The organism is Streptomyces sp. TE5632, assembly GCF_054061295.1.
In genome coordinates this window covers 335573-356744 of sequence record NZ_JBSSEA010000003.1, presented here as the reverse complement: position 1 = coordinate 356744, position 21172 = coordinate 335573, and the positions used below count along the sequence as shown (strand labels likewise).

Annotated in this window: 20 protein-coding genes; 12 read left to right on the top strand and 8 right to left on the bottom strand. The window is 71.3% G+C overall.

The window, feature by feature from the left end; genetic code table 11:
* Positions 1-136: 136 nt before the first annotated feature.
* Entirely contained in the window at positions 137-415 is a 279-nt protein-coding gene (locus ACVW19_RS06715) for a GlsB/YeaQ/YmgE family stress response membrane protein (RefSeq protein WP_457457483.1), read from the top strand.
* A 112-nt stretch (positions 416-527) separates the two neighbouring features.
* Here ACVW19_RS06715 and tyrS read toward each other — a convergent pair whose 3' ends face one another.
* The 3 genes from tyrS to ACVW19_RS06700 form a co-directional block, all read right to left on the bottom strand.
* Entirely contained in the window at positions 528-1796 is a 1269-nt protein-coding gene (gene tyrS / locus ACVW19_RS06710) for a tyrosine--tRNA ligase (RefSeq protein ID WP_457457482.1), read from the bottom strand.
* A gap of 81 nt (positions 1797-1877) precedes the next feature.
* Positions 1878-3281: a metallopeptidase TldD-related protein gene (locus tag ACVW19_RS06705; RefSeq protein WP_457457480.1), complete on the bottom strand. Its 1404-nt coding sequence runs from the start codon at positions 3279-3281 to the stop codon at positions 1878-1880.
* On the bottom strand, positions 3278-4801 hold the full coding sequence (locus ACVW19_RS06700) for a TldD/PmbA family protein (RefSeq protein WP_457457478.1): 1524 nt from the start codon (positions 4799-4801) through the stop codon (positions 3278-3280). Before ACVW19_RS06700 ends, ACVW19_RS06705 begins: the two co-directional genes overlap by 4 nt.
* Before the next feature lie 277 nt (positions 4802-5078).
* On the opposite strand from ACVW19_RS06700, the gene fabG reads away from it, so the two are divergent.
* From fabG to ACVW19_RS06685, 3 genes are all read left to right on the top strand, one after another.
* Positions 5079-5783: a 3-oxoacyl-[acyl-carrier-protein] reductase gene (gene fabG / locus ACVW19_RS06695; protein ID WP_457457477.1), complete on the top strand. Its 705-nt coding sequence runs from the start codon at positions 5079-5081 to the stop codon at positions 5781-5783.
* A gap of 5 nt (positions 5784-5788) precedes the next feature.
* Positions 5789-6556 (top strand): enoyl-ACP reductase FabI, encoded by a 768-nt coding sequence (gene fabI / locus ACVW19_RS06690; RefSeq protein WP_457457475.1) that lies wholly within the window; start codon positions 5789-5791, stop codon positions 6554-6556.
* A 239-nt stretch (positions 6557-6795) separates the two neighbouring features.
* Entirely contained in the window at positions 6796-7164 is a 369-nt protein-coding gene (locus tag ACVW19_RS06685; protein WP_457457473.1) for a hypothetical protein, read from the top strand.
* Here the strand turns inward: ACVW19_RS06685 and ACVW19_RS06680 are convergent.
* A complete protein-coding gene (locus ACVW19_RS06680) occupies positions 7142-7834 on the bottom strand; it encodes a FadR/GntR family transcriptional regulator (RefSeq protein WP_457457471.1) in 693 nt (230 codons plus the stop codon). The genes ACVW19_RS06685 and ACVW19_RS06680 overlap by 23 nt on opposite strands.
* Positions 7835-7910: 76 nt before the next feature.
* Between ACVW19_RS06680 and ACVW19_RS06675 the strand changes: the two genes are divergently transcribed.
* The 4 genes from ACVW19_RS06675 (at position 7911) to ACVW19_RS06660 (ending at position 10392) form a co-directional block, all read left to right on the top strand.
* Complete coding sequence (locus ACVW19_RS06675; RefSeq protein WP_457457469.1) at positions 7911-9251, top strand: CynX/NimT family MFS transporter; 1341 nt, start codon at positions 7911-7913, stop codon at positions 9249-9251.
* 57 nt (positions 9252-9308) lie between these two features.
* Positions 9309-9425 carry an SGM_5486 family transporter-associated protein gene (locus ACVW19_RS06670; protein WP_457457467.1) on the top strand — a complete coding sequence of 39 codons (117 nt, stop codon included), beginning with the start codon at positions 9309-9311 and terminating at the stop codon, positions 9423-9425.
* A gap of 177 nt (positions 9426-9602) precedes the next feature.
* Complete coding sequence (locus ACVW19_RS06665) at positions 9603-9809, top strand: hypothetical protein (protein ID WP_457457465.1); 207 nt, start codon at positions 9603-9605, stop codon at positions 9807-9809.
* 64 nt (positions 9810-9873) lie between these two features.
* On the top strand, positions 9874-10392 hold the full coding sequence (locus ACVW19_RS06660) for a SixA phosphatase family protein (RefSeq protein ID WP_457457463.1): 519 nt from the start codon (positions 9874-9876) through the stop codon (positions 10390-10392).
* 86 nt (positions 10393-10478) lie between these two features.
* On the opposite strand, the gene serB is transcribed toward ACVW19_RS06660, so the two are convergent.
* Entirely contained in the window at positions 10479-11687 is a 1209-nt protein-coding gene (gene serB / locus ACVW19_RS06655; protein ID WP_457457462.1) for a phosphoserine phosphatase SerB, read from the bottom strand.
* 119 nt (positions 11688-11806) lie between these two features.
* Complete coding sequence (locus ACVW19_RS06650) at positions 11807-13798, bottom strand: streptophobe family protein (protein WP_457457460.1); 1992 nt, start codon at positions 13796-13798, stop codon at positions 11807-11809.
* A 242-nt stretch (positions 13799-14040) separates the two neighbouring features.
* Between ACVW19_RS06650 and ACVW19_RS06645 the strand changes: the two genes are divergently transcribed.
* On the top strand, positions 14041-16605 hold the full coding sequence (locus ACVW19_RS06645) for an FHA domain-containing protein (RefSeq protein ID WP_457464470.1): 2565 nt from the start codon (positions 14041-14043) through the stop codon (positions 16603-16605).
* A 130-nt stretch (positions 16606-16735) separates the two neighbouring features.
* Here the strand turns inward: ACVW19_RS06645 and ACVW19_RS06640 are convergent, their stop codons facing one another.
* A complete protein-coding gene (locus tag ACVW19_RS06640) occupies positions 16736-17464 on the bottom strand; it encodes a transglycosylase SLT domain-containing protein (protein ID WP_457457459.1) in 729 nt (242 codons plus the stop codon).
* 473 nt (positions 17465-17937) lie between these two features.
* On the opposite strand from ACVW19_RS06640, the gene ACVW19_RS06635 reads away from it, so the two are divergent.
* The 3 genes from ACVW19_RS06635 (at position 17938) to ACVW19_RS06625 (ending at position 20225) form a co-directional block, all read left to right on the top strand.
* Complete coding sequence (locus tag ACVW19_RS06635) at positions 17938-19125, top strand: GAF domain-containing sensor histidine kinase (RefSeq protein WP_457457457.1); 1188 nt, start codon at positions 17938-17940, stop codon at positions 19123-19125.
* Entirely contained in the window at positions 19118-19759 is a 642-nt protein-coding gene (locus ACVW19_RS06630) for a response regulator (protein ID WP_406728246.1), read from the top strand. The genes ACVW19_RS06635 and ACVW19_RS06630 overlap by 8 nt, the downstream gene beginning before the upstream one ends.
* 220 nt (positions 19760-19979) lie before the next feature.
* A complete protein-coding gene (locus tag ACVW19_RS06625) occupies positions 19980-20225 on the top strand; it encodes a chaplin (RefSeq protein ID WP_457457455.1) in 246 nt (81 codons plus the stop codon).
* A gap of 93 nt (positions 20226-20318) precedes the next feature.
* On the opposite strand, the gene ACVW19_RS06620 is transcribed toward ACVW19_RS06625, so the two are convergent.
* A complete protein-coding gene (locus ACVW19_RS06620; RefSeq protein ID WP_457457453.1) occupies positions 20319-21107 on the bottom strand; it encodes a hypothetical protein in 789 nt (262 codons plus the stop codon).
* Positions 21108-21172 lie beyond the last annotated feature (65 nt).

Sequence of the window (21172 nt, the reverse complement as noted above, 5' to 3'; positions counted from 1 at the left end):
CCACGTCCCCTGTCCGTACCCCCTTTCCGTCCGCCCTGCCTGCGCCGCAGCCTCTGCGGCGCACCCGACATGCGGCGCAACGGATTCGGGCCGACACTGGCCGTAATGCTCGCGTCTAGGCATATGGGAGGCAGTCATGGGCTGGTTGTGGGCGATCATCGTGGGATTCGTGCTCGGCCTGATCGCCAAGGCGGTCATCCCCGGCAAGCAGCACAGCCCGCTGTGGCTGACCACCATCTGCGGCATCCTCGGCGCCATCGCGGGCAACGCGATCGCGCGCGGCTTCGGTATCGCGGAGACCTCGGGCATCGACTGGGGTCGGCACATCTTCCAGCTGGTGGCGGCGATCGTCATCGTCTTCTTCGTCGACATGCTCTACATGCAGATGCGGGGCCGCAAACAGCAGCGGGCCTGACGCACGGGCCCCACGAGGTGCCGTCCGGGCACCCGGCATCCTGCGAGGTTGTTCGCCCCCTCGGACGTCCGGGTGCCCGGACGGCAACCGGACGCCCGGACGTTTCAGCGGCTCAGGCGGCCGTGACCTCCACCGCCGCCAGGTTCTTCTTGCCCCGGCGCAGCACCAGCCAGCGCCCGTGCAGCAGGTCCTCCTTCGCGGGGACGGCGTCCTCGGCGGCGACCTTGCCGTTGTTCACGTAGGCGCCGCCCTCCTTGACCGTGCGCCGCGCGGCCGACTTGCTCGCCACCAGGCCGACCTCGGCGAACAGGTCGACGACCGGACCGAGCTCGGCGACCCGGACGTGCGGCACCTCCGAGAGGGCCGCCGCCAGCGTCCGCTCGTCCAGCTCCGCCAGCTCACCCTGACCGAACAGCGCCTTCGACGCGGCGATCACGGCGGCCGTCTGGTCGGCACCGTGCACCAGGGTCGTCAGCTCCTCGGCCAGGGCGCGCTGGGCGGCACGCGCCTGCGGACGCTCCGCCGTCTGCCGCTCCAGCTCCTCCAGCTCCTCGCGGGACTTGAAGGACAGGATGCGCATGTACGACGAGATGTCCCGGTCGTCCGCGTTCAGCCAGAACTGGTAGAACGCGTACGGCGTCGTCATCTCCGGGTCGAGCCAGACGGCACCGCCCTCGGTCTTGCCGAACTTGGTGCCGTCCGCCTTCGTCATCAGGGGCGTGGCCAGCGCGTGCACCCCGGCGTCCGGCTCCAGGCGGTGGATCAGGTCGAGCCCGGCCGTGAGGTTGCCCCACTGGTCGCTGCCGCCCTGCTGGAGCGTGCAGCCGTAGCGCCGGTACAGCTGGAGGAAGTCCATGCCCTGCAGGAGCTGGTAGCTGAACTCCGTGTAGCTGATGCCCTCGGAGGACTCCAGCCGCCGTGCGACGGAGTCCTTCGTCAGCATCTTGTTGACGCGGAAGTGCTTGCCGATGTCCCGCAGGAACTCGATCGCGGACAGGTTCTGCGTCCAGTCGAGGTTGTTGACCATCGTGGCCGCGTTCTCGCCCTCGAAGGACAGGAACGGCTCGATCTGGTCGCGCAGCCGGTCCACCCAGCCGGCCACCGTCTCCGGGTCGTTCAGCGTGCGCTCCGCCGTCGGGCGGGGGTCGCCGATCTGGCCCGTGGCACCGCCCACCAGCGCCAGCGGCCGGAGCCCGGCCTGCTGGAGCCGACGCATCGTGAGCACCTGCACCAGATGTCCGACGTGCAGTGACGGCGCGGTCGGGTCGAAGCCGCAATAGAACGTGACGGGACCGTCCGCGAGCGCCTTGCGCAAAGCGTCCTCGTCGGTGGACAGGGCGATCAGCCCGCGCCACTTCAGCTCGTCGACGATGTCCGTCACGGTTCTCGCGTCTCCTCGAAGATCTTCGGTTCGCCGGTCCTCGGCCGGTCGGGTGACCGCCGAGGGCGAACGCCTACGAGGTTATACGCCCTGGCTGACAGAACTCATATTGAAATCGGGGACGCGCAGCGGCGGCATCGCGGCCCTGGTGAACCAGTCGCCCCACTCCCGGGGCAGCGTCCTCTCCGTACGCCCCGCCTCCGTGGCACGGCCCAGTACGTCCACCGGCGACTCGTTGAACCGGAAGTTGTTGACCTCGCCGATGACCTCGCCGTTCTCGACGAGGTAGACGCCGTCCCGGGTCAGACCGGTGAGCAGCAGCGTCGCCGGGTCCACCTCGCGGATGTACCACAGGCAGGTCAGCAGCAACCCGCGCCCGGTGGCGGAGACCATCTCCTCCAGGGAGCGGTCCTCGCCCCCGTCGAGGACCAGGTTGTCGATCGCCGGAGCCACCGGCAGCCCGCTGAGGGCCGCGCTGTGCCTGCTGGTGGTCAGCCGGTTCAGTTCGCCGTCGCGCACCCAGTCGGTGGCCGTCAGCGGCAGCCCGTTGTCGAACACCGACCGGTCGCCACCGGAGGAGTGGGCGATCACGAAGGGCGCCGACTCCAGCCCCGGCTCGGCGGGGTCGCTGCGCAGGCTCAGCGGCAGCCCGGTCAGCCGCTCGCCGACCCGGGTGCCGCCGCCCGGCTTGGAGAAGACCGTACGGCCCTCGGCCGCGTCCCGGCCCGAGGCCGACCACAGCTGGTAGATCAGCAGGTCCGCGACGGCGGTCGGCGGCAGCAGCGTCTCGTACCGGCCCGCGGGCAGCTCGAGCCGCCGCTCGGCCCAGCCCAGCCGCACGGCCAGCTCGGCGTCGAGCGCCCCCGGGTCGACGTCCTTGAAGTCCCGCGTGGCACGGCCCGCCCACGCCGAGCGCGTACGGTCCAAAGACTTGGCGTTCAGCTCCAGCGTCCCGCTCGGCTGGTCGTGCCGCAGCCGCAGCCCCGTGGACGTACCGAGGTAGCTGGAGACCAGCTCGTGGTTGGCGAAGCCGTACAGCTCCCGGCCGCCCGCACGCGCGTGTGCGAACGCCTCACCGAGGGCGGGTGCGAAGTCGGCGAACACGGCGGAGGAGGTCTCCGCGGGCGCCTCCCTGAAATCGGGAGACTCAGTCGTCCCCGTCACCCCCGTCACCAGCGGCTGGGCGTCCTCGGCCGGCCCGGCGCCCCGCGCGGCGGCCTCGGCGGCCCGCACCAGGGGCTCCAGTTCGTCGACGGTCACCGCGGACCGGGACACGACGCCGGACGCCGTGCCCTCCCGGCCGTCCACCGTCGCGATGACGGTGAGCGTGCGCCCGCGCGTGACACCGTTCGTGGTGAGCGAGTTGCCCGCCCAGCGCAGATTGGCGGTCGACTCCTCGTCGGCGATCACGACACAGCCGTCGGCCCGGGACAACTCCAGAGCACGCTCGACGAGCTCGTACGGCTTGGTGGTACGAGCGCTCATCGCCCCGCCTCCTGGGTGGTGTTGAGAATGCCGACTCCCTTGAAGAGGGCGGACGGGCAGCCGTGCGAGACCGCCGCGACCTGCCCCGGCTGGGCCTTGCCGCAGTTGAAGGCGCCCCCGAGGACGTACGTCTGCGGACCGCCGACCGCCGTCATCGAGCCCCAGAAGTCGGTGGTCGTCGCCTGGTAGGCGACGTCCCGCACCTGCCCGGTGAGCCGCCCGTTCTCGATCCGGAAGAAACGCTGCCCGGTGAACTGGAAGTTGTACCGCTGCATGTCGATGCTCCACGACCGGTCACCGACGACGTAGATGCCCCGGTCCACGCTCCCGATCAGATCCTCGGTCGACAGGCCCGCCGGATCCGGCCGCAACGACACATTGGCCATCCGCTGCACCGGAACATGCCCGGGGGAGTCCGCGAACGCGCACCCGTTGGACCGCTCGAACCCGGTCAGCCTCGCGATCCGCCGGTCCAGCTGGTAGCCGACCAGTGTGCCGTCCTTCACCAGGTCCCAGGACTGCGCCGCGACCCCCTCGTCGTCGTACCCCACCGTCGCCAGCCCGTGCTCGGCGGTGCGGTCACCGGTGACGTTCATCAGCTCCGAGCCGTACTTCAGCTTCCCCAGCTGGTCGAAGGTGGCGAACGAGGTGCCCGCGTAGGCCGCCTCGTAGCCGAGGGCCCGGTCCAGCTCCGTCGCGTGCCCGATGGACTCGTGGATGGTCAGCCACAGGTTGGACGGGTCGACGACCAGGTCGTACAGGCCCGGTTCCACGCTCGGCGCGCGCATCTTCTCGGCGAGCAGCTCGGGGATCCGCTCCAGTTCGTCGTCCCAGTCCCAGCCGGTGCCCCTCAGGTACTCCCAGCCACGGCCCACCGGCGGCGCGAGCGTCCGCATGGAGTCGAACTCCCCGCTCGACTCGTCCACCGACACGGCCGTGAACACCGGATGCAGCCGCACCCGCTGCTGGGTGGTCGTGGTCCCGGCCGTATCGGCGTAGAACTTGTTCTCGTGCACGGTCAGCAGCGAGGCGTCCACGTGGTCCACCCCGCGCGCCGCCAGCAGCCGCGCGCTCCACTCGCCCAGCAGCCCGGCCTTCTCCGCGTCGGGCACGGCGAACGGATCGACCTCGTACGACGACACCCAGGTCCGTTCGGCGTGCACGGGCTCGTCGGCGAGTTCGACCCTCTCCTGCGACCCGGCCGCCCGGATCACCCGCGCCGACAGCTGCGCCATCGCCACGGCCTGCGAGGCGACCTTGGCGGCGGCGTCGAGGGTGAGGTCCACCCCGGAGGCGAACCCCCACGTCCCGCCGTGCACCACGCGCACCGCGTACCCGAGGTCGGTGGTGTCCGACGACCCGGCCGGCTTGGCGTCCCGCAGCCGCCAGGAGGCGCTGCGCACCCGCTCCAGGCGGAAGTCCGCGTGCTCCGCCCCGAGCGCCCGCGCCCGCGCGAGCGCGGCGTCGGCGAGGGCGCGCAGGGGCAGTGCCAGGAACGACTGATCGACTTCATGGGGCACGAGTGGGGGTTCCCTTCGGGCGCTCGCCTGCTGACCGTCGAAGGCAGTGAATCACGCACGGAGACACCTGCGACGCATCAGAGCCGACAGCACGCCCCCGGGACGGCGGTCGTGTCCAAGGGAGTCTGTGAGCCCGCCGACTGTAGGGATCCAACAGTGGCAACCCGGTGTCACTGTCGGTGCCCGATCGCTCCGGGGAGCGGGTGGACCGATAGGTTTTCGGTGAAGGCGCCTGCCGCGCGCAGGGGCTCCAGACCGCTATCGAAAGGGTGATCCGTTGAGCCGCTCGGTTCTCGTCACCGGAGGTAACCGGGGGATCGGCCTCGCCATCGCCCGCGCGTTCGCCGATGCCGGTGACAAGGTCGCGATCACGTACCGCTCGGGCGAGCCCCCCACGGGCTTCCTCGCCGTCAAGTGCGACATCACCGACAGCGAGCAGGTGGAGCAGGCCTACAAGGAGATCGAGGAAGCGCACGGTCCCGTCGAGGTGCTGGTCGCCAACGCCGGCATCAACAAGGACCAGCTGCTGATGCGGATGTCGGAGGAGGACTTCACGTCCGTCGTCGACACCAACCTCACCGGCACCTTCCGTGTCGTCAAGCGCGCCAACCGGGGCATGCTGCGGGCCAAGAAGGGCCGCGTCGTGCTCATCTCGTCGGTCGTCGGGCTCCTCGGGTCCGCCGGGCAGGCGAACTACGCCGCCTCCAAGGCCGCGCTGGTCGGCTTCGCGCGTTCCCTCGCCCGTGAGCTGGGCTCGCGCAACATCACCTTCAACGTCGTCGCCCCCGGCTTCGTCGACACCGACATGACCCGGGAGCTCACCGAGGAACAGCAGGCGAAGATCCTCGCGCAGGTACCGCTCGCCCGGTACGCGCAGTCGGAGGAGATCGCCGCGGCCGTGCGGTTCCTCGCCTCGGACGACGCCTCGTACATCACTGGAGCCGTCATTCCCGTTGACGGCGGACTGGGAATGGGTCACTGAAAGACATGAGCGGAATTCTCGAGGGCAAGCGCGTCCTGATCACCGGTGTGCTGACGGAGTCCTCCATCGCCTTCCACGCCGCCAAGCTGGCACAGGAGCAGGGCGCCGAGATCATCCTGACCGCGTTCCCGCGGCCCACCCTGACCGAGCGCATCGCCAAGAAGCTCCCCAAGCCCGCCAAGGTCATCGAGCTCGACGTCACCAACGACGAGCACCTGGGCCGCCTCGCGGACGTCGTGGGCGAGGAGCTCGGCGGCCTCGACGGCGTCGTGCACTCCATCGGCTTCGCGCCGCAGGACGCGCTCGGCGGCAACTTCCTCAACACGCCGTTCGAGTCGGTCTCCACGGCCATGCACGTCTCGGCGTTCTCCCTGAAGTCGCTGACCATGGCCTGCCTGCCGCTGATGCAGAACGGCGGCTCCGTCGTCGGCCTCACCTTCGACGCGCAGTACGCCTGGCCGCAGTACGACTGGATGGGCCCCGCCAAGGCCGCCCTGGAGGCGACCAGCCGCTACATGGCCCGCGACCTGGGCAAGCAGAACATCCGCTGCAACCTCGTCTCGGCGGGCCCGCTCGGTTCCATGGCCGCCAAGTCCATCCCGGGCTTCAGCGAGCTGGCCTCCGTCTGGGACACCCGTGCGCCGCTGGAGTGGGACCTGAAGGACCCGGAGCCGGCCGGCCGCGGCATCGTCGCCCTGCTGAGCGACTGGTTCCCGAAGACCACCGGCGAGATCGTCCACGTGGACGGCGGTCTGCACGCCATCGGCGCCTGAGCGCCGCGACCTGGCCCGAAGCGGCCGGTGAGGGCCCGTACCCGGGAAGGGTGCGGGCCCTCACGGCGTCACCCGTTCGGCTCAGCAGCGCGGGCGGTGCGCGGCGCCGGCGGGGCACTGTGGAGCGACAGGTCACTGTGAGCATGCGGACATCGCGTGATCCCTGCCTGATCCCCGCTTGATCTCCCTCCCAGCACGGCCGAGGAGGTCCCCTTGTGCGCTTTTACCGCCTGGCCTCAGTGACCTTCACCATCGCTGTCGGCATCGCTCTCGTGCCCGCCCTGGCGTACGAGGCGATGCCGCACGAGGCGACGTCGCACGCGCGCGTGGCGTCGGCCGTCGGGTCGTCGTCAGACGGCGCGGAGTCCGAGGATCCGTTCGGAGCCGCCTGCCGGATCGAGGCCGACGGCTCCCGGGTGACCGCGTACTGCCACAACCCCTATCCGGACACCGATCATGTGAGCCTGCACATCGAGTGCGTCCCCTGGTGGGACCTCGACAGCGACAGCGCCCCGGTGGCCGTCGCGCCCGCACAGACCGTGCGGCTGACCGGCCGCTGCTGGAAGGAGGTCGGAGCCGCGTGGATCAGCCACCGGAAGGCGGACTGAACCGTCCCGGACGGCACATCAGCGAGTGGGCGGCGGCCTCCTCGGCCGCCGTCGCCGCGTCGCCCGCGCGGATCGCGTCCAGCAGCCGCGCGTGGTCCGTGTGGGTCTCCGGGGTCAGCTCCCGGCCGACGTCGTCGCGCAGCCAGTCCCGCAGCACCTCGCTCAGGTCCGCGTACAGCTCGGTCAGCACGTCGTTGTGCGACGCCGCCACGACGGCCAGGTGGAACGTCGTGTCCGCCGCCACGAACTGCTCCGCCGCACCCGACGCCCAGGCCTCCTCACGGCGCAGCAGCAGGGTGTCGAGCTGTTTGAGGTCCTTCTCGGTGCGCCGCTCGGCGGCCAGCCGCGCCGCGGACGACTCCAGGGCGGAGCGCAGTTCCGCGATGTGCCCGGGGTCGGCGTCGGCGAAACGGCGCTGCATCACCCCGGCCAGCTCGCTCGTGGTGACGACATACGTGCCCGAGCCCTGACGGATGTCGAGCAGCCCGTTGTGCGCCAGGGCGCGCACGGCCTCGCGGACTGTGTTGCGTGCCACCCCGAGCTGCTCGACCAGCTCCGGCTCGGTCGGAATGCGGGAGCCGACCGGCCACTCACCTGAGGTGATCTGGGCCCGCAGAGCAGCGATGACCTGCTCGGACAGCGCGGAACGACGGGGATGGCTCAGGGACATGACACACCTCTGCACGGCAGGAGCGTTGACGCCGGACGGTAGTCTCGCCATGGACAACCAATCATCCCATGATTCTATGATGTCTCTCATGGCTGGTGAGGAAACCCGGACGCTCAAGTCCACGACCGTACGCACGGCGACTCCGTCCGAACCCCGGGAGACCGCGGATACCGCCCCGCACGCGTGGACGATCCGGCTGCTCGTCGTCGGCATCGTGCTGGCGGCGCTGAACCTCCGTCCCGCCATCACCAGCCTCGGCGCACTGCTCGAGGAGGTCCGGACCGACCTCGCCATGAGCGGCAGCGTGGCCGGGCTGCTCACCTCCGTGCCCCCGCTGTGCTTCGCCGTCTTCGGTGTCACCGCCCCGCGGCTGGCCCGCCGCTTCGGAGCGGGCGCGGTGGTGTGCGCCGGCATGGTCGCCATCGGCGCGGGCCTGCTGATACGCCCGTTCACGGGAGGCACGGCGGGCTTCCTGGCCGCCAGCGCCCTCGCGCTCATGGGCATCGCCGTCAGCAACGTCCTGATGCCGGTCATCGTCAAGCAGTGGTTCCCGGACCGGGTCGGCTCCATGACCGGCCTGTACTCCATGGCCCTCGCCCTGGGCACGGCCACGGCCGCCGCGGTGACCGTGCCGCTGACCGAGGCACTGGGCGGGAACTGGCGGTCGGGACTCGCCCTGTGGGCGGCGCTCGCCGCGGCCGCCGTACTGCCCTGGATCCCGTTCGCGGGAAACACGGGAAAGCGGGGCGGGCCACCGGCCGAGCGGGCCCCCGTGCCCGGGCCGTCGTCCGCGGGCACGGCGGCGTCGGCGGGCGCGCCCGCGCCCGAGGTGCGCATCACCCGCAGCCGGACCGCCTGGGCGCTGGCCGTCTTCTTCGGGCTCCAGGCGACCGTCGCCTACATCACCATGGGCTGGATGCCACAGATCTTCCGGGACGCGGGCGTGCCCGCGAGCACGGCCGGGCTGCTGCTCGCGTTCATCATGATGATGGGCGTGCCGCTCGCCTTCGTCATCCCGCGCCTCGCCACGCGCCTGCCCCAGCAGGGCCCGATCGTGCTCGTGCTCGGCGTGAGCGGCCTGATCGGCTACACCGGTCTGTACTTCGCACCGGCCGCCGGCGCCCTGGTCTGGGCGCTGCTGCTGGGCATCGCCAACTGTGCCTTCCCCCTCGCGCTCACCATGGTCGGGATGCGGGCCAGGTCCGGCGTGGGCGTGGCCAAGCTGTCGGCCTTCGCCCAGAGCACCGGCTATCTGATCTCCATCCCGGGCCCTCTCCTGGTGGGCGTGCTCTACCAGCACAGCGGCGGCTGGGGCCTGCCGCTCGCGCTCCTGGCCGGCCTGATGATCCCGCAGACGATCGCCGGAGTCCTGGCGGGCCGTGACCGCACGGTGGAGGACGAGGCGGCGGCCCGCTGAGCCCGCTCCGCCCGACCCCGGGCGCGCTGCAGCGCCGACGGGTGCGAGACTTGACCCATGCCAGTCCTCGACCCGAACCCGCAGAACGGCCAGAAGAAGCTGCTCCTCGTCTTCGGAGCGTTCTTCGCCATCTTCATCGTCATCGGTGTGATCGCGACCCTCCTCGCGCCGTGACACCCCCGGCACCGGCCCTGTCCGGGGGCCATGGTGGTGCTGGCCCCCCTGTCCCCTAGGGGGCCAGGCTCAGGGTCAAGTGGGTGGGTCACCGGATGGGTTGAGGGCCGAGGAGTACATACCTTCGAGATGTGGCCGCGGGACGCGGCCCGGAACACTCGAAGAGCGGAGGCCCCCATGTCGGCGAGCACCCACACCCGGCCCCACCCGGCCCTCCGGGGCGGCGTCGACAGCCGGCTGCCGTGGTGGGCCCTCGCCCTGCCCACGCTCGCCTTCGGCACGCTGCTCGCGCTGATCCTGAATCCCGCCGACGCGCACGCGGTGACCGCCGAGCCCGGGATCACCCACCTCCTCGAGCGTGTTCAACAGCTCATAACCCGCTGAGTGCCCCGGAAGTGGCCGTCAACTACCCGCGCCCCATGGCCTGTTTCATGCGAAGCTGGGGCACATGAGCGTCGCAGAACCCCGCAGGATTGTCCTTTTCCGGCATGCGAAGGCCGACTGGCCACCGGTGACCGATCATGAGCGTCCGCTCGCCGAGCGCGGCAGGATGGACGCCGCAGTCGCCGGACGCAAGCTCGCCGACTCCGCCATCGCGTTCGACCTGGCCCTCTGCTCCACCTCGACCAGGACCCGGGAAACGTGGAAACTCGCGGTGCACGAGTTCCCACAGCGCCCGAAGACGGTCTACGAGGAGCGGATCTACGAGGCCTCGCCCGGTGAGCTGATCACCCTGCTGAACGAAACCCCCGACGACGCGCAGAACGTGCTTCTGGTCGGCCACAATCCCGGCGTCCAGGGAGCCGCCGAGATCCTCTCCGGGGCGGCCGAGGGGGACGCGGGTGAGCGGATGAGCCGTCGCGGCTATCCCGCCGCCGCCTTCGCCGTGCTGTCCTTCACCGGCTCCTGGAAGTCCCTCGAGCCCGGGGTCGCCACCCTGCTCGACTACTGGGCGCCCAGCGAGTGACCCACACGCCATGACAGCGGGGCCCGGCACCGGTCCGGCGCCGGGCCCCGCACCGCCGTGAACCGGATGCCGTGGGCCCGCGTGGCTCAGTCCAGGTCGAGGATGTCCGCCGCCTCGACCTCTTCACGCGTAATGCCCAGCAGATACAGGACCGTGTCCAGGAAGGGGAAGTTCACCGCGGTGTGGGCCGCTTCGCGCACCACCGGCTTGGCGTTGAACGCGACGCCGAGACCCGCCGAGTTGAGCATGTCCAGGTCATTCGCGCCGTCGCCGATCGCCACGGTCTGCGACAGCGGGACACCCGCCTCGGCCGCGAACCGGCGCAGCAGCCGCGCCTTGCCCGGCCGGTCCACGATCTCGCCCGTGACCCGGCCGGTCAGCTTTCCGTCGACGATCTCCAGGGTGTTGGCATGGGCGAAGTCCAGCGCCAGCCGCTCCTTCAGATCGTCCGTGACCTGGGTGAACCCCCCGGAGACCACGCCCACCTGATAGCCGAGCCGCTTCAGCGTGCGGACCAGGGTGCGGGCACCCGGTGTCAGCCGCACCTCACTGCGCACCTTGTCCACCACGGAGGCGTCCAGCCCCGCCAGCAGCCGCACACGCGCGTGCAGCGACTCCTCGAAGTCCAGTTCCCCGCGCATCGCCGCCTCGGTCACCTCGGCGACCTTGTCCTCGCAGCCGGCATGGGCGGCGAAGAGCTCGATCACCTCGTCCTGGATGAGTGTGGAGTCCACGTCCATGACGACCAGGCGCTGGGCCCGGCGGTGCAGACCGGCCGCGACCACGGCGACATCGACCCCGAGCTTCGACGCGTCGGTCACCAGGGCGGTGCGCAGCGGTTCCGTCTCCACGCCGGACACCGCGAACTCCACCGCGGTCACCGGATACTTGGCGAGCCGGAAGACACGGTCGATGTTGGCGCCGGTCTTCGTGATCCGCGCGGCGATCGCCGCCGCCGTCTCGGCGGTCAGGGGGTGGCCCAGCACGGTGACCAGGGAACGGCCGAGCCCGCGCGGACGGTTGTCGCCGATGCCGGAGATGATCTCCGTCTGCATCTTCATCGAATCGGCCCAGTTGTGGACGGTCACCCGCAGGCTGCCCTCCAGGCCCTGCGCCGGCTGGGTCACGAGCACACACAGCACGATTCGGCCACGGGTGACGACCTGCTCGATGTCGACCACGTCGACGGAGTAGGCGGCGAGGGTGTCGAGGAGACCGGCGGTGATACCGGGTCGGTCCTTGCCGAAAATCTTGACAAGGAGTGTGGGAACGTCCGAGGTCTGCGATGCGTTCATGGTGTTCTTACCGTATCGGGCACGCAGTGCCCTGCGCGCCCGAGGTCCGTCTGGCGGACAGCGAACTCTCGGCGTCGCCGAGGTGTCTTGGACCTTACGCGCTTTGGCCGCCGCCCGCCTCACCGGTCCCCGCCGGGTCGACGTGGCGCCGGGGGAGGGGGCGGCGGAGGCGGAGGCCCCTCGTCCGGCCACAGTGAGGGGCGCTTCCCCGTGGGGGATCCGGCACCACGCCCGGACCGTCCGCCCCCGGGCCTCCCGCGCGCGGCCCTTCCCGGTGGCGGCGGCTCGACGGGACGGATCACGGTCGGAGCGCCGGAGACGTCGCCGTCGTCCGGCACGCCGTCGTCCCCGGGAGGCTCGTTCGGGGGCCGGCCGGGCGGCCGCATGTCACCGAGTGCCGCCGGCGGGCCGGGCGGCCGCGCGTCATCGGGCTCCGGCGGGGGAGCGTGCCCCGACCACGCGCCGGGCCACCGCCCCGCACCACCCGGCCGGGCCTCCGCCCGCCCCCGCAGCTCCTCGGGCACCACCAGGTACGGATTCGTCCCCGGATTCGGTGGCCGATACGGCACCCCCGGCGCATACGGTCCGACCTCCGCCCCGGCAGGTCGGGGCCCGGCCCCCGTGCCGTCCCCCGGGCCGGCGGCACCCTCGGTGCACCCCGGGCTCCCGGCGCCTTCCACCGCCCCGCCCCCGGCCGCGACCCGCGCCCATGGCGCCGCCCGCCGACCCGCGACCCCGCTCACCCATGCCAGCAGAGCCCCCGCCGCGCCCGCGCCCGCACCCCAGACGGCCCCCAGGAGCAGGGCCACGCCGAGGTGACCGCGCAGCTCGACGCCCGCGCCGAACGCGTCGAAGCCGAGCACGGACAGCGAGGCGTCCACCGACACCTCCGTCAGCCACACCAGCAGCGGCAGGGCCGACGCCGTCGCGACCCCCAACCGCAGCGCACACCGCCCGGCGAAACCCGCGGCGCCCCCTTCCCGTACACCACCGGCACCACCCGCCACCCCCAGCGGTGTCCGCGCCGCCACCAGCACACCGGCCAGCAGCATCGTCACCGCGGCCGCCACCCCCAGCAGCCACACCCGCCCGTCGAACCCGGCCAGCCGGGCCAGGGTGACCGGCCGGCCGGAGTCCATCCGCAGCAGGTCGTCCAAGGGGTGCGGCAGAACGCCGAGCAGCGCCCCCGTCGCCCGCCCCTCCCACGGCACGAACAGCCCGACCGGGATGCCGAGCCACACCCCGTTCGGCACCCCCAGCAGGGCCGCTCCCGCGATCCGCCGGGGATGGTCGTCACCGGTCGCCGCACACCCCGCCGCCGCGTACCCCGCCGCCACCGCCACCAGCCCCACCACGACGAGGGCGGACACCGCGGGCCGTACGGCGCGGTGCAGGACGGTCCAGCCACGCGGCAGCGGAGTGCGCCTGGACGCCAGCAACGCGACGACCAGGACGCCGACCGACCAGCCCAGGCCACCGAGCACCGTCGGCACGGTGTCGACGGTGAACCCGACCGCGGCCTTCGCGTCGACGAGATCACCGATCCGCTCCGGCAGCAGACCCCCGACATCACCCAGTCCCGGGATCTCGATCCCGCCGTCGCCCCCGCCGGCGCCCGGCCACCCGTCCGGACCCAGCGCGTCCCCGTCGATGGAGACGACGCCGTGACCCGCCCACACCAGGCCGCCCGTCATCCCCACGAAGAGCGTCACGACCGCGCCGGCGCGTGCGGCGAGTTCGGCCGGGGACAGGACGTCACCCGCAGTCCGCAGCGACCGCAGGAAGACTGACGACAGCAGCAGCGCGCCCACCAGGCTCACTCCCAGCGGCGTGACCCCGACGGCCGTACTCGCCTCCGCGCCCGACAGCCCGAACGCCGACATCTCGACGGACGGCGTGACCGAGCCGCCGGCCGCCGACGCCACCACCGCGGCCGTCATCGGCCCCAGCGAACCCGCCGAGTCCGCGTCCAGCAGACGCAGCCCGAGCGCCGCCGTCCCCGCCATCCCGATCAGCGTCCAGCTCACCGCGGCGACCGCGGACATCACGACGTCCACCCACGGCACGCGCGTGCCGTGCCCCGCGGTACCGACGCCCGTGGCAGCGCTCATGGCAGACCCCCCGACCCGCGGCGCGGCACACGGTGGCCGCGCATGTCCCCCTCGGGTGGATTACCACTCTCCGGCCCGGTTTCAACCCCGTCGACGGGAGCACGGAAAACGTCCGAGAGCCCCCTTCCCATGGCCCGGCTTCCGGTTCGGCGGCCGAGCCTGAAATAGTTCCCCCCGATGTTCGACATCCCTAGACTCCCTGCGACGGGGGGAATTCGGGGGACAACTCAGTGGGGCATGGAGTGCCGGAACTCGTACTGGAATCAAACGGACGGACCTGGACGCTCGATCCGTCCAGGTCCTACACCCTGGGACGCGATCCGCAGGGGGACGTCGTGGTGGACGACGCCAGGGTGTCCTGGCGACACGCCACGATCAGCTTCAACGGCCGCAGTTGGGTCGTCGAGGACCATGGCAGCACCAACGGCACGTTCGTGCAGGGGCAGCGGATCCATCATCTGGAGATCGGCTCCGGTACGGCGCTGAACCTGGGCAACGCGACCGACGGGCCGCGGGTGACCCTGTCCGGCACCGCGGCCCAGGCCGCCTCGCCGCAGCAGCAACCGCAGCAGACGCAACAGCCGTACGCGGCGCAGGGGGTGCAGGGGGCGGTCCCGGGCTGGGTCCAGCAGGGGCAGCAGCAGATGCATCAGCAGCAGTCCGCGCAGGCCGGCTGGCAGCAGCAGGCACAGCCGCAGCAGCCGGTGCCGCAGCAGCAGTCCACGCCGTATGTCCCGCAGCAGCAGGGCCCCGGTGGCGCGGCGGGGGCGCCGCCGGTGTACGGCGACCGCAGCCCGACCACGTTCCACCAGTTCTCGTTCGGCCGCGTGATGCGTATCGGCCGTGCTCTGGAGAACGACCTGGTCGTCTCCGACCTGCAGGTCTCCCGCAACCACGCCGAGTTCCACTCGACGCCCGACGGCCGCATGGAGATCCGCGACCTGGGCTCGCACAACGGCACCTACGTCAACGGTGTGCCGATCGCCAAGGGCGGCACGCAACTGCTCGGCCCGACCGACATCGTGGGCGTCGGCCACTCGACGTTCCGGATCGTCGGCGACCGGCTCGAGGAGTTCGTCGACACCGGTGAGGTGTCCTTCTCGGCCCGCCACCTCACCGTCACGGTCGACGGCGGCAAGCAGATCCTCAAGGACGTCTCCTTCGGCGTCCCGGAGAAGTCGCTGATCGCGGTCATCGGCCCCTCCGGCTCCGGCAAGTCCACCCTGCTCAAGGCGCTCACCGGGTACCGGCCCGCAAACCAGGGCGAGGTCCTCTACGACAACCGGAACCTCTACAAGCAGTTCGCCGAACTGCGCCAGCGCATCGGTCTGGTCCCGCAGGACGACATCCTGCACAAGGAACTGTCCGTCAAGAAGGCCCTCGGGTACGCGGCCAAGCTCCGCTTCCCGGCCGACACCACGGCCGCCGAGCGCGACGCCCGCATCGACGAGGTGCTGCGCGAGCTGAAACTGGACCCCCACAAGGAGAAGAAGGTCACCTCCCTCTCCGGCGGCCAGCGCAAGCGCGTCTCGGTGGCCCTGGAGCTGCTCACCAAACCGTCGCTGATCTTCCTGGACGAGCCGACCTCCGGTCTCGACCCGGGCATGGACCGCGACGTGATGACGCTGCTGCGCGGTCTGGCCGACGACGGCCGCACCGTCCTCGTCGTCACCCACTCGGTGGCCGAGCTGGCGATCTGCGACAAGCTCCTGGTGATGGCGCCCGGCGGCTCGGTCGCCTACTTCGGTCCGCCCGAGGAGGCGCTGAACTTCTTCGGCTACGACACCTGGGCCGACGTCTTCTCCGCCTTCGAGAACTACCGCGACTACGACTGGGCGGGCCGCTGGAAGGGCTCGCAGCACTACCAGATGTACGCGGCGGACATCGACGCGGTCGCGCCGCAGTCCGTACAGGTCCCGGCGATGCAGGCGATGAAGCCGCCGAAGCCGCAGGGCTGGATGTCACAGTTCACCACCCTGGTGCGCCGCTACATCTCGGTGATCGTCTCCGACAAGGGGTTCCTCGCCCTGACGGTGATCCTGCCGGCCGTCCTCGGCGCGGTCAGCCTGCTCATCGAGGCCGACAAGGGTCTGCTGCCGAACCCGCCCGACCCGCAGACCGGCCGGATCATCCCGAACGGCACGGCGACCACGGTCCTGCTGATCCTCGCGGTCGGCGCCTGCTTCGCCGGTGCCGCGAACTCCGTCCGTGAGCTGATCAAGGAACGGGTCATCTACGAGCGGGAACGCGCGACCGGCCTGTCCCGCTCGGCGTATCTGATGTCCAAGGTGTTCGTGCTCGGCATGATCACCGTGCTGCAGGGCCTGATGGTCGGCGTCATCGGCTTCTCCAACCGGGAGCTCCCCGAGGAGGGGCTGGTCCTCGGCGGCTTCACGCTGCTGGAACTGTCCATCCCGATCATGGCGCTCGGCTTCACCTCGATGATGTTCGGCCTGATCATCTCCTCGCTGGTGAAGACCGCCGAGAAGACCATGCCGCTGCTGGTGATGTTCGCGATCGTCCAGGTCGTCTTCACCGGCTGTCTGTTCGCGCTGCACGGCTCGATCGGCGTCAACCAGTTCTCGTTCCTGATGCCGTCGCGCTGGGCGGTCGCCGCCTCCGGTGCCACGCTGGACTTCAACAGGATCAGCCCGCCGGAGACCGCAGGTGACCCCGACCCGCTGTGGGAGCACACGGCGGGGGCCTGGTTCATGGACATGGGCGCGCTCATCGCCCTCGGCGTGATCTGCGGCTTCTTCGTGGCCCGCTTCCTGCGTCGCCACGAGCCCGAGGTCATGCGCAAGTAACGCGAGTAACGCAAGTGACCGGCGCGGCCGTTCGCGCGCCGTACGCCCGAAGGGCGGCACCCCGTCAGGAGGGTGCCGCCCTTCGGCGTATCCGGGCGCGTCAGGCCGCGTGAAGAGGTCCGCGCCGACCTCAGTACGCGCTGTTGACGTTGTCCATGGAGCCGTACCGGTCGGCCGCGTAGTTGCAGGCGGCGGTGATGTTCGAGACCGGGTGGTAGATGTCCTTCGGCGTGCCCGGGACGTGGTACGCCTCGAACGTCGGCGGGATCACCTGCAGCAGCCCCTTGGACGGGATGCCGTTCTTGGCGTTGATGTCCCAGAGGTTGATGGCCATCGGGTTGCCGGAGGACTCCCGGATGATGTTGCGGTGGATGCCCTCGTAGGAACCCGGGATCCCGTGCTTCTTCATGATGTCCATGGACTCGCGGATCCAGCCGTCCAGGTTGTTGCTGTAGGTCTTGGGGGCGGCCTTGTCGACCTCGGCCCGCTGTGCGGAGCGGTCTGCGGCCTGCTCGGCCTCGCGCTCCTTCGCGGCCTGCTCCTTCGCGGCAGCCGCCGCGGCCTGCTTCTCGGCGACGGCGTCGGCCGCGGCCTGCTTCTTCGCCGCGATCTGCTCGGTCTTCACGCCGGAGACGGCGAGCTGGTCGGTGACGGTGCCCTTGACGTCCTTGATCGGCTCGGTGCTGTAGGCGACCTGCGCGGTGGGAGCGGCCTCGCTCGTGACGGTCGTCGACGCCTCGCTCGGCGTGGCCGAGAAGGCGATGGCGGCGGCACCGAGGGCGGCGACACCGGCGACGGCGATCTTGTGGTGACGGTTCAGAGCACGAATGCGACCTCGGGCGAGGAAGTTCTTCGACATGGGTGATGGACCTCTTCGAATAGCGCGGAGGTCGCTCAGCGTCCGGTGGGGACAGGGGTTCTTCCGGCACGAACGCCGCGGGCGGAACCCGCGGCGCTGAGCGACGGGAGCCATTCTTAGCGGCCGCAAAATGGCTAGGCAAAGGTGTGACGTACGAAGCCGGGTAGTGGATCGGGGGAGGTCAAAACAGGGCAGAGGGGACTATTTTCGCCGCTCACATGCCCGTTATGGCCCTCCTATGCTCCTTCGTACGTGATGTGTGCCCTATGCCCGGCCTCACACCGGGCGGCCGTCGCCCTTACCTGGAGTTGCTGGCGCAATGCTCTGTGTGAGGGGTGTGGCGAGCCCTGGGCCGGCCCGCGAAAGGACCAGGGTCCGCCCCGGGGAGACCGGAGGTCCTAGGACCTCCGGCCCAGGTCGCCGCCGCTACTGGTCGGATCCGCGGTGCCGGTGCCCGCCGGTACCGTGAGGACATGAGCCACGGCCCCCGGTCCGGCCTCGCAGCGGTGAGCACCGCGTTGCTGGCCATGAGCAGGCACCTCGAGGTGCGTGACGTCCTCAAGACGATCGTCGCCTCGGCCCGCGAACTGCTCGGCGCGGAGTACGCCGCGCTCGGCGTCCCCGACGACCACGGCGGCTTCGCCCAGTTCGTGGTCGACGGCGTCAGCGACGACCAGTGGAAGGCCATAGGTCCCCTCCCGCGCCAGCACGGCATCCTCGCCGCGATGCTCCGGGAGGACGGACCCCAGCGCCTCGCCGACGTACGCAGGGACCCCCGCTTCGAGGGCTGGCCCAGTGCCCACCCCGACCTGGTCGACTTCCTGGGCCTGCCCATCCGCGACGGCGACGAGGTCATCGGCGCCCTGTTCCTGGCCAACAAACGGACCCCCGCGGGGGAACACCCCCAAGACCCCTCAGGCCCTCCGTGCCCCGCACCCGAGGGCACCTGCGGGTTCACCCAGGACGACGAGGACGTGCTGGGCATCCTGGCCCAGCACGCGGCGATCGCCCTCACCAACGCCCGGCTCTACGAGCGCAGCCGCGAACTGACCATCGCCGAGGAACGCTCCCGCCTCGCCCATGAACTGCACGACGCCGTCAGCCAGAAGCTGTTCTCCCTGCGCCTCACCGCCCAGGCGGCCGCCCGCCTCGTGGACCGCGACCCGACCCGGGCCAAGGGGGAGCTCCAGCAGGTGGCCGCCCTGGCGGCCGAGGCCGCCGACGAACTGCGCGCCGCGGTCGTCGAGCTGCGCCCCGCGGCCCTCGACGAAGACGGCCTCGTCCCCACCCTCCGTACCCAGATCCAGGTCCTCGACCGCGCCCACACCGCGCGTGTGACCTTCGCCGGGCACGGTGCGCGGGCCCTGCCCGCCGCACAGGAGGAGGCAGTGCTGCGCGTCGCCCAGGAGGCGCTGCACAACGCCCTGCGGCACTCGGGGGCGGACCATGTCGACGTCACCCTGGGCCGCCGCGGCAGTGGCGCCGTTCTGCGGGTCACCGACGACGGCAAGGGGTTCGACCCCCAGATCATCCGCAGCGCAGGACGACATCTCGGCCTGGTCTCCATGCGTGACCGGGCGAGCGGGGTCGGCGGCAGCCTGACCGTGGAATCGGCGCCCGGCAAGGGCACCACGATCGAGATGGAGGTCCCCGGTGGCTGACGCGATCAGGGTGCTGCTCGTCGACGACCACCAGGTGGTCCGCCGAGGGCTGCGCACCTTTCTGGAGGTGCAGGACGACATCGAGGTCGTCGGCGAGGCGGCGGACGGCGCCGAAGGAGTCGCCCTCGCCGGGGAGCTGCGGCCCGACGTGATCCTGATGGACGTCAGGATGCCGGGCATGGACGGCGTGGAGGCCCTGCGCCGGCTCCGCGAACTGGACCACCCCGCGCGCGTGCTGATCGTCACCAGCTTCACCGAGCAGCGCACTGTGGTCCCGGCCCTGCGCGCGGGCGCCGCCGGATACGTGTACAAGGACATCGACCCCGACGCGCTTGCCGGAGCCATCCGCTCGGTGCACGCCGGACACGTCCTCCTCCAGGCCGAGGTCGCCGGCGCCCTGCTGGCCCAGGAGGAGACCCACTCCGGCCAGGGCCGGGCCGGTTCGCTCACGGAGCGGGAGCGCGAGGTGCTCGGCCTCATAGCGGACGGCCGCTCCAACCGGGAGATCGCCCGCGCCCTGGTCCTCTCCGAGAAGACCGTGAAGACGCATGTCTCGAACATCCTGATGAAGCTGGACCTGGCGGACCGCACCCAGGCCGCCCTGTGGGCGGTGCGCCACGGCCTGAGTGGCTGAGCACCCGGGCATCTGAGTAGCCGAGTAGCCGAGCAGGTGAGCCGGGGAGCCGGGGAGGCCGACCCGTGACGTACCGGGTCGGGCGGATGGTTCCCCTCCGGTGCGAGATTCATACCGTAGTGGGAATGTCCCCCGGATGGCGCATCCTTCTTCGGCCTCCCGCCGTTCTCCAGTGCGTACCGCGGCGCCTGCCGCGGTGACCGCGAGGAGGGCTCGGAAAGTGAAGAACCTGAAGAGGGCAGCGGCCGTGACGATGGTGGCCGGCGGTCTGCTCGCCGCCGGTACGGGCATGGCCTCCGCCACCGACGGCGCGCACGCCGGCGGCAAGGCCGTGGGCTCCCCGGGCGTCGTCTCGGGCAACGTCATCCAGGTCCCGGTCGACGTCCCGGTCAACGTGTCCGGCAACAGCGTCAACGTGATCGGCCTGCTGAACCCCGCCTTCGGCAACGTGGCCGTCAACGGCTGACGCCCGTCACCCCACCGGTGACGCTCCCGGCCTCCCGGCCCCACCCGGGAGGCCGCTCGGCCTGCCCGCGCCGGTCACCGCAGGGGCCGGGACTCACCCGACTCCCCGCTCCCGTTCCTCCACAACGGAGTTGTACGCCGCGACCTGCGCCCGCCGGGCCGTCCGCTCCACCGGCCGCAGGGCCTCCCCGCGCGCCGCCATCTCCGAGGCGCTCACCGCGCCCCCGTGCCCGTTCGCACCGGCCAGCGAGACCAGCGTCCCCACCCGCCGCGCCAGCTCCAGCACCCGTACCGCTCGCGGCGGATACCCCGGCGCCAGCACCTCACGGCCTGCCTCCGCCCGCGCCCGGTACGCGTCGATCGCCGCCTCGGCCACCGGTCCCGAGCCGGCCACGTCCAGCCGCGTCAGCACCTCGGTCGCCTCCCTGAGCGCCTCCGCAAGCTCCCGCTCCGCCTCGCCGAGCGAGGGCACGTCGGCGGGCGGCGCCTCCCGCACCGCCAGGCAGTGCCAGACGACCTCCACATGCACATCACCCGCGGGCCCGGCCTCCCGTACCTGCGGCACCAGCCCGAAGGCGGCCCCGTGACCGACCACCGCCTCCCCGGCCTCCAGCGCCCGCGCGTTGAACTCCGGCGGACCGCTCAGCCCCAGTGGATGCCCCGGCATGGGCAGCGCGACCCGCAGCCCGGTCACCCCGAGCGTCCGCAGCCGCCCCAGCGCCAGCGTGAGACCCACCGGCGCGGACTCACCCGGCACCCCCTCCACCCGGTGCACCGCGTCCTCGCCGACGATGGCGAGCACGGCGTCATCCGGCGAGACAAGACCGGCAATAAGGGCATTTCCCCAAGAGGTGAGACGTCCTGAACGTGGTTCCGAGAGCATGCCTCCACCCTAAGGACAGGACCGAGGGGATGTCCGGGCCGACCGGTGGCGTAGATTTCATGGAG

Excerpts from the sequence above, each read along its gene's own strand:
- ACVW19_RS06665 (WP_457457465.1), top strand. The coding sequence starts at position 9,603 with ATGTCGGCGAGCACCCACACCCGGCCCCACCCGGCCCTCCGGGGCGGC.
- ACVW19_RS06705 (WP_457457480.1), bottom strand. The coding sequence starts at position 3,281 with ATGAGCGCTCGTACCACCAAGCCGTACGAGCTCGTCGAGCGTGCTCTG.
- ACVW19_RS06670 (WP_457457467.1), top strand. The coding sequence starts at position 9,309 with ATGCCAGTCCTCGACCCGAACCCGCAGAACGGCCAGAAGAAGCTGCTC.
- serB (WP_457457462.1), bottom strand. The coding sequence starts at position 11,687 with ATGAACGCATCGCAGACCTCGGACGTTCCCACACTCCTTGTCAAGATT.
- ACVW19_RS06660 (WP_457457463.1), top strand. The coding sequence starts at position 9,874 with ATGAGCGTCGCAGAACCCCGCAGGATTGTCCTTTTCCGGCATGCGAAG.
- ACVW19_RS06680 (WP_457457471.1), bottom strand. The coding sequence starts at position 7,834 with ATGTCCCTGAGCCATCCCCGTCGTTCCGCGCTGTCCGAGCAGGTCATC.
- ACVW19_RS06635 (WP_457457457.1), top strand. The coding sequence starts at position 17,938 with ATGAGCCACGGCCCCCGGTCCGGCCTCGCAGCGGTGAGCACCGCGTTG.
- ACVW19_RS06675 (WP_457457469.1), top strand. The coding sequence starts at position 7,911 with ATGATGTCTCTCATGGCTGGTGAGGAAACCCGGACGCTCAAGTCCACG.
- fabI (WP_457457475.1), top strand. The coding sequence starts at position 5,789 with ATGAGCGGAATTCTCGAGGGCAAGCGCGTCCTGATCACCGGTGTGCTG.
- ACVW19_RS06640 (WP_457457459.1), bottom strand. The coding sequence starts at position 17,464 with ATGTCGAAGAACTTCCTCGCCCGAGGTCGCATTCGTGCTCTGAACCGT.
- ACVW19_RS06715 (WP_457457483.1), top strand. The coding sequence starts at position 137 with ATGGGCTGGTTGTGGGCGATCATCGTGGGATTCGTGCTCGGCCTGATC.
- ACVW19_RS06650 (WP_457457460.1), bottom strand. The coding sequence starts at position 13,798 with ATGAGCGCTGCCACGGGCGTCGGTACCGCGGGGCACGGCACGCGCGTG.
- ACVW19_RS06620 (WP_457457453.1), bottom strand. The coding sequence starts at position 21,107 with ATGCTCTCGGAACCACGTTCAGGACGTCTCACCTCTTGGGGAAATGCC.